Below are 5,947 nucleotides of genomic sequence, written 5' to 3'. Positions count from 1 at the left end.
ACACCTGGCCCATGCCACCGGTGGCGATGAGGCGCTGCAGGCGGTACCGGCCAGACAGCGTCACACCAACTCGCGGGCTCATGGTCCTCCCTGTAGCGCGGCCTCGATCACCGCCCGGCCGATCGGTGCGGCAAGCGCGCCCCCGGTCGCGGACAAGCGGTCGCCGCCGTTCTCCACCAGCACCGCCACGGCAACCTTCGGTGTCTGCGCGGGCGCGAACGCGATGTACCACGCGTGCGGCGGAGTGTTACGTGGGTCGGTGCCATGCTCAGCGGTACCCGTCTTGGATGCAATCTGCACGCCGGGAATCGCCCCTTTCTGCTGCGCGACCTTCTCGGCGCCGACCATCAGCTCTGTTAGCTTAGCGGCGACCTGCGGTGACACCGCGCGGCGCTGTTGGTAGGGCGCGGTGGTACTGATGTTGGACAGGTCCGGCCCCTTGAGGCTATCGATCAGATAGGGCTGCATCGTCACCCCGCGGTTCGCGATGGTAGCGGCGATCTCGGCGTTCTCGAGCGGTGTGAGGGCCACATCCTTCTGACCGATGCTGGACATCCCCAACGCCGCGGCGTCCGGGATGATCCCGATGGTGGACTCCGCGACCTGCAGCGGGATGACGCTGGGGGTGCTGTCCAGCCCGAACGAGTGCGCCATGCTGCGCAGCGCGTCGGCGCCGGTCAGGAGGCCCAGCTGGACGAACGCGGTGTTGCACGACAGGGCGAACGCCTGGCTGAGCGACACCGTCGGCGCATTGCCGCACGGCGTGCCGCCGTAATTCTCCAGGGTGGCCGTGCTGCCGGGCAGCGGAATGGAGGACGCCGCGGTCAACTGCTGGGTGTCGGTCGCCCCGGCCTGCAGCGCCGCCGCGGTGGTGATGACCTTGAACGTCGAGCCGGGTGGGTAGGTCTCGGAGATGGCGCGATTGGTCATCGGATTGTCGGGATCGTCCCGAAGCCGTTGCCAAGCCTGCGATTGCACCTGGGCATCGTGCGACGCGAGCAGGTTGGGGTCGTAGGACGGCGACGACACCATGGCCAGGATCTTGCCGGTGGACGGCTCCAGCGCGACGACGGCGCCCTTGCACGCCGGCCCACCGCAGCCCTGCTGCATGGCATCCCAGGCCGCCTGTTGGACCCGCGGAACGATGGTGGTGTCGACGTTGCCGCCCCGGGGATCGCGACCGGTGAAGAAGTCGGCCAGCCGGCGCCCGAACAGCCGCTCGTCCGACCCGTTCAGCACCGGGTCCTCGGTGCGTTCCAGTCCCGTGCTGGAGTAGCGCAGTGAGTAAAAGCCGGTGACGGGCGCGTACACGGCGGGATCCGGATAGACCCGCAGGAAACGGAAGCGGCTGTCGGTGGCCACGGAGTACGCCAGCAGCTGACCGCCCGCGACGATCTGGCCGCGTTGCCGCGAGTACTCGTCGAGCAGGACTCGCTGGTTGCGCGGGTCGGCACGCAGCCCGTCGGCGGCGAAGACCTGCGTCATGGTGGCGTTGAGCAACAGCAGCACGACCAGCGCCATCACGGTCACCGAGATCCGGCGGAGGGAGGCGTTCATACCCGCTCGATCACCTCGGTGCCGGCCGCCGCGATTGGCGAGGTGTTGCGGGCGCGGGTGCGCAGGGGTCGTCGGGCGCTGTGCGAGATGCGCGCCAGGATGGCCAGCAGGATGTAGTTGGCCAGCAGCGACGAGCCGCCGTACGACATCCACGGCGTGGTCAACCCGGTCAGCGGAATCAGCCGGGTCACGCCGCCGACGACGATGAACAGCTGGATGGCCAGCGTCGAGGCCAGACCCGCGGCGAGCAGCTTGCCGAAGCTTTCGCGCGTCGCGATCGCCGTGCGCAGGCCGCGCACGATGACGATCGTGTACAGCATGAGAAGCGCCGCGAAGCCCACCAGCCCGAGCTCTTCACCGAACGCAGCGATGATGAAGTCCGTCGACGCCGCCGGCACCGTATCGGGTTGGCCGTTTCCCAGCCCGGTGCCGAAAATGCCGCCAGTGGCAAAGCTGAACATCGCCTGCACGAGCTGATAGCCGCTGCCGTCGGGATCCGAGAACGGGTCCCACCACATCTGCACCCGAACGCGAACGTGCTCGAAAAGGAAGTACGCCACAACGCTTGCCGCGGCGAACAGCACCAGTCCGATGACGACCCAACTGAAGCGCTGGGTGGCGAGGTAGACGACCACGAGAAAGGACGCGTAGAGCAACAGCGAAGTGCCGAGGTCTTTTTCGAAGACCATCACGCCAATGGAGATCACCCAGGCGGCCAACAGCGGCGCGAGGTCTCGGGGCCGGGGCAGGGTCATCCCCATGAAATGCTTGCCGACGCTGGTGAACAGACCCCGCTTGGCGATCAGCACCGCGGAGAAGAAGATCAGCAGCAGGATCTTGGAGAACTCCGCCGGCTGAATCGAGAAGCCCGGCAAGCGAATCCAGATCTTGGCGCCATTCTGTTCGGACAGCGATGCCGGTAGCACCGCGGGGATCGCCAGGAAAACCAGACCCACGACGCCGCATATGTAGCCGTAGCGCGCGAGCTGTCGATGGTCTTTCAAGAAGGTGACCACCAACGCGAAGGCGGCCACTCCGACCACCGTCCACATCAGTTGCTGGGTGGCGCTGGGGTGACGACGGCCGCTCAGCTCGTTGTTGACGAGGTCGAGCCGGTGGATCATCACCAAGCCAAGTCCGTTGAGCAGGGCCACAATTGGCAGCAGCAGCGGGTCGGTGTAGGGAGCGAAGCGCCGGATGGCCAGGTGCGCGCTACCGAACATGACCAGAAAGATGAGCCCGTAGGTCACCAGGTTCCAGTGCAGGTCCCTTTCCTGGTTGGCCTGGACGATGAGCAACGCGGCGACGGTTATCAACCCGGCGAAGAACAACAACAGCAGCTCGGCATTGCGCCGAGTGGGCAGCGGAGGAGTCACCGCGACCGGCGGCTGAAGTTGTGTGGTCATGCCACCGCCCGGCAGTCGATGCCCGGCTTAGGTGGAGGTGGCGGGAGCGCAGTCACCGTGGGGGACGTGGTGGGCGACGTGGTCGCGGGCGCGGTCGGGGCGGGACCGCTGGTCGGGGTGGCGCTGGTGGGCGGACTGCCGCTGGAAGTGGTCGGGGGCGCTGTGGGATTCGGCTCGGTGCTGCTGCCCGTGGTCGGCGGGGCCTGCGGCGCCGGCGGGGAGGTGGCGCGGGGCGGCGGGCAGGGTGGCAGCAGGGAGTTGGCGGACAGTTCGCGCAATTGGGCGATCGCGTCGTCGAGGCTCCCGGTGGGCAGTCCGGCCTGAACCTGGGCGCGCTCGGGCGGGCGCAGATCCTGCAGCTGCATCAGGCGACAGTCCAGATGGCCCCCGCTCTGACTGAAACCGATCAACGACAACTCGTTGCGGGCGTTCAGGCAGCCGATCAAATAAGGTTCGTGCAGCGACATTCCCAGCAGCGACCCTTGGATACCCCGCAAGATCGACACCATGCCGTGGTATTCGGCGACGTAGTAGTTGCTGCGGATGATGGCTCGGCCGATTCCTAGGCCCGCCAGCACCAGCAGCACCATCAGGGTGACGACGATCGCCATCCGTCGACGTGACCACCGCTGCCGCCGGGACGGTTCCTCTTGCGGCGGAACGCGTTTGGCAACCTCGTCGCGGGGCCTGATGGCCGAGGCGCGCCCGGCGGAGGTATTGGGCAGGGTGGTCAGTTGGTCGTCGTCGCCGGATACCGCGCCGGCCAGAATCGGCTGGGTTTGACCGTAGTCGTAGTCGACGACGTCGGCGACCACCACGGTCACGTTGTCCGGTCCGCCGCCCCGCAGCGCCAATTCGATGAGACGGTAAGCACTTTCGGCGACGTCGGGGATCTGCAGCGCCTCGTGGATGGTCTCGTCGCTGACCGGGTCGGACAGTCCGTCGGAGCACAGCAGGTAGCGGTCGCCGGCGCGCGCCTCGCGCATGGTCAGCGTGGGCTCCACCTCGTGGCCCGTCAGCGCCCGCATGATCAGCGATCGCTGGGGGTGGCTGTGTGCCTCTTCGCGGGTGATGCGGCCCTCGTCGACGAGGGTTTGAACGAACGTGTCGTCCTTGGTGATCTGGACCAGCTCGCCGTCGCGCAGCAGATAGCCACGGGAGTCCCCGATGTGCACCAGCCCAATTCGGTTGCCGTCGAACAGGATTGCGGTGAGCGTGGTGCCCATTCCTTCCAGGTCGGGCTCCATCTCGACCTGGGCGGCGATGGCCGCATTGCCCGCGCGCACCGCCGCATCGAGTTTGGCGAGCAGGTCGCCACCGGGTTCGTCGTCGTCGAGGTGGGCCAGCGCGGCGATCACCAATTGCGAGGCCACCTCACCGGCCGCGTGACCGCCCATGCCGTCGGCGAGAGCCAGCAGCCGGGCGCCGGCGTAGACAGAATCTTCATTGTTTGCGCGTACCAGGCCGCGGTCGCTGCGGGCCGCATATCGCAGGACCAGGCTCACGGGCGCAGCTCAATCGCCGTCTTGCCGATCCGAATCGGCGTGCCGATGGGAACCCGTACCGCAGTCGTCACCTTCGCCCTGTCAAGGTAAGTGCCGTTGGTCGATCCTAGATCCTCGACATACCATTCCGAGCCACGCTGAGACAGCCGGGCATGCCGCGTCGAGGCGTAATCGTCGGTGAGCACCAGGGTCGAGTCGTCAGCGCGGCCGATCAACACCGGCTGCCCGCTGAGGGTGATCCGAGCGCCCATCAACGCCCCCTCGGTCACCACCAGATAGCGTGCGGCGGTGCGGCGCTGGCGTGCGGGCAGCAGGGTGCCGCGCAACGCCAAACCGCGGCGCACCATGACGGCCCCCGTGGGCGCATATATGTCGGTCCGCAGGACCCGCAACACGGACCAGATGAATACCCATAACAACATTAAAAATCCGGCACGCGTCAGCTGCAGTACTAGTCCCTGCATCTGGCGTCCTTTCCGTCCTGGCGCCGCACCCCTCGTCGCGCCCGTGACACCGAGCACATCAGCAACGTCACGATACTTGGACGGTCGTCGCCGCGGGGCGAAGCACGGCAGCTTTGAGCCCGGTGCGTCTAGTGGATGCGAACGATGATCTCCGAGTGGCCCAGACGGATGACGTCGCCGTCGGCCAACTGCCACTCCTGTACCGGTGCGTTGTTGACGGTCGTGCCGTTCGTCGAGTTGAGGTCGGAAAGGAGCGCGACCTGCCCGTCCCAGCGGATCTCCAGGTGACGCCGCGACACCCCGGTGTCCGGCAACCGGAACTGGGCGTCCTGGCCGCGGCCGATGATGTTGGAGCCCTCGCGCAGCTGGTAGGTCCGGCCACTGCCGTCGTCGAGCTGCAGGGTCACCGCCGCTCCGGCGGCCCCATAGCCGCCCTGGCCGTAACCGCCGTAGCCCGCGCCCGCCGGCTGCCCGTAGTCCGCCGCACCGTAGTCGGCCGGCTGGCCGTACTCCGCGGCCTGGCCGCCGTATTCGTAGTCGCGGTGCTGGGTCTCGGGGTATCCGCCGCCCTGCGGGGGGTAGCCACCGCCCGGAACGCTTTCGGCGTACTGGGTGTAGTCGCCCGCGCCGTACTCCTGCTGGCCGTATCCACCGCCCTGCGGGTAGCCCTGCTCGTACCCGCCGCCTTGCTCGGGGTAGGGCGGCCGCTGCTCGGGCGCGGCCTGCGGGGCCGGCGGCGCATAGCCCGCCTCATCCGGGCGAGCCGGGCCGCGACCGTATTCGTAGCCGCCGCCGTAGCCCTGCTGGCCACCGCCGGGCTGGCCGCCGCCGGGTGGGCCGTATCCGCCGCCCTGCCGGTAGCCCTGGTCGTAACCCTGTCCGCCGTAGCCACCGGGGGCGGGCGGACGCTGCTCATAGGAGGGCGGGTAGCCGCCACCCGGCCCTTGCTCGGGGTAGCCGCTCTGCCCTTGGTAGCCGCCCTGGTCGGGGTAGCCGGCCTGCGGGGGGTAGCCGC

The 5,947-nt window shown here is 68.1% G+C and carries 6 protein-coding genes; all 6 read right to left on the bottom strand.

Annotated features, from left to right (window positions below; translation table 11 throughout):
- Positions 1-82: hypothetical protein (locus tag N415_RS32985; protein ID WP_239645713.1), on the bottom strand; the 82-nt coding region annotated here is incomplete at its 3' end.
- Positions 79-1,557: a D,D-transpeptidase PbpA gene (gene pbpA / locus N415_RS26730; RefSeq protein ID WP_068188192.1), complete on the bottom strand. Its 1,479-nt coding sequence runs from the start codon at positions 1,555-1,557 to the stop codon at positions 79-81. The genes pbpA and N415_RS32985, both read right to left, overlap by 4 nt.
- Entirely contained in the window at positions 1,554-2,963 is a 1,410-nt protein-coding gene (locus N415_RS26725; protein ID WP_068188189.1) for an FtsW/RodA/SpoVE family cell cycle protein, read from the bottom strand. Before N415_RS26725 ends, pbpA begins: the two co-directional genes overlap by 4 nt.
- A complete protein-coding gene (locus N415_RS26720; RefSeq protein ID WP_068188184.1) occupies positions 2,960-4,468 on the bottom strand; it encodes a protein phosphatase 2C domain-containing protein in 1,509 nt (502 codons plus the stop codon). Before N415_RS26720 ends, N415_RS26725 begins: the two co-directional genes overlap by 4 nt.
- On the bottom strand, positions 4,465-4,932 hold the full coding sequence (locus tag N415_RS26715; RefSeq protein WP_067154186.1) for an FHA domain-containing protein: 468 nt from the start codon (positions 4,930-4,932) through the stop codon (positions 4,465-4,467). The genes N415_RS26720 and N415_RS26715 overlap by 4 nt, the downstream gene beginning before the upstream one ends.
- A gap of 128 nt (positions 4,933-5,060) precedes the next feature.
- The coding region (locus N415_RS26710; protein ID WP_152531600.1) for an FHA domain-containing protein at positions 5,061-5,947 on the bottom strand (887 nt) is incomplete at its 5' end.

It is taken from the genome of Mycobacterium sp. UM_CSW (assembly GCF_000455205.1).
Classification (GTDB): domain Bacteria; phylum Actinomycetota; class Actinomycetes; order Mycobacteriales; family Mycobacteriaceae; genus Mycobacterium.
The sequence above is the reverse complement of the archived record's forward strand: the minus strand, read 5'-3'. Positions and strand labels throughout refer to the sequence as shown.

Coding starts and splice junctions, on each gene's coding strand:
- pbpA (WP_068188192.1), bottom strand. CDS start 1,557: ATGAACGCCTCCCTCCGCCGGATCTCGGTGACCGTGATGGCGCTGGTC.
- N415_RS26725 (WP_068188189.1), bottom strand. CDS start 2,963: ATGACCACACAACTTCAGCCGCCGGTCGCGGTGACTCCTCCGCTGCCC.
- N415_RS26715 (WP_067154186.1), bottom strand. CDS start 4,932: ATGCAGGGACTAGTACTGCAGCTGACGCGTGCCGGATTTTTAATGTTG.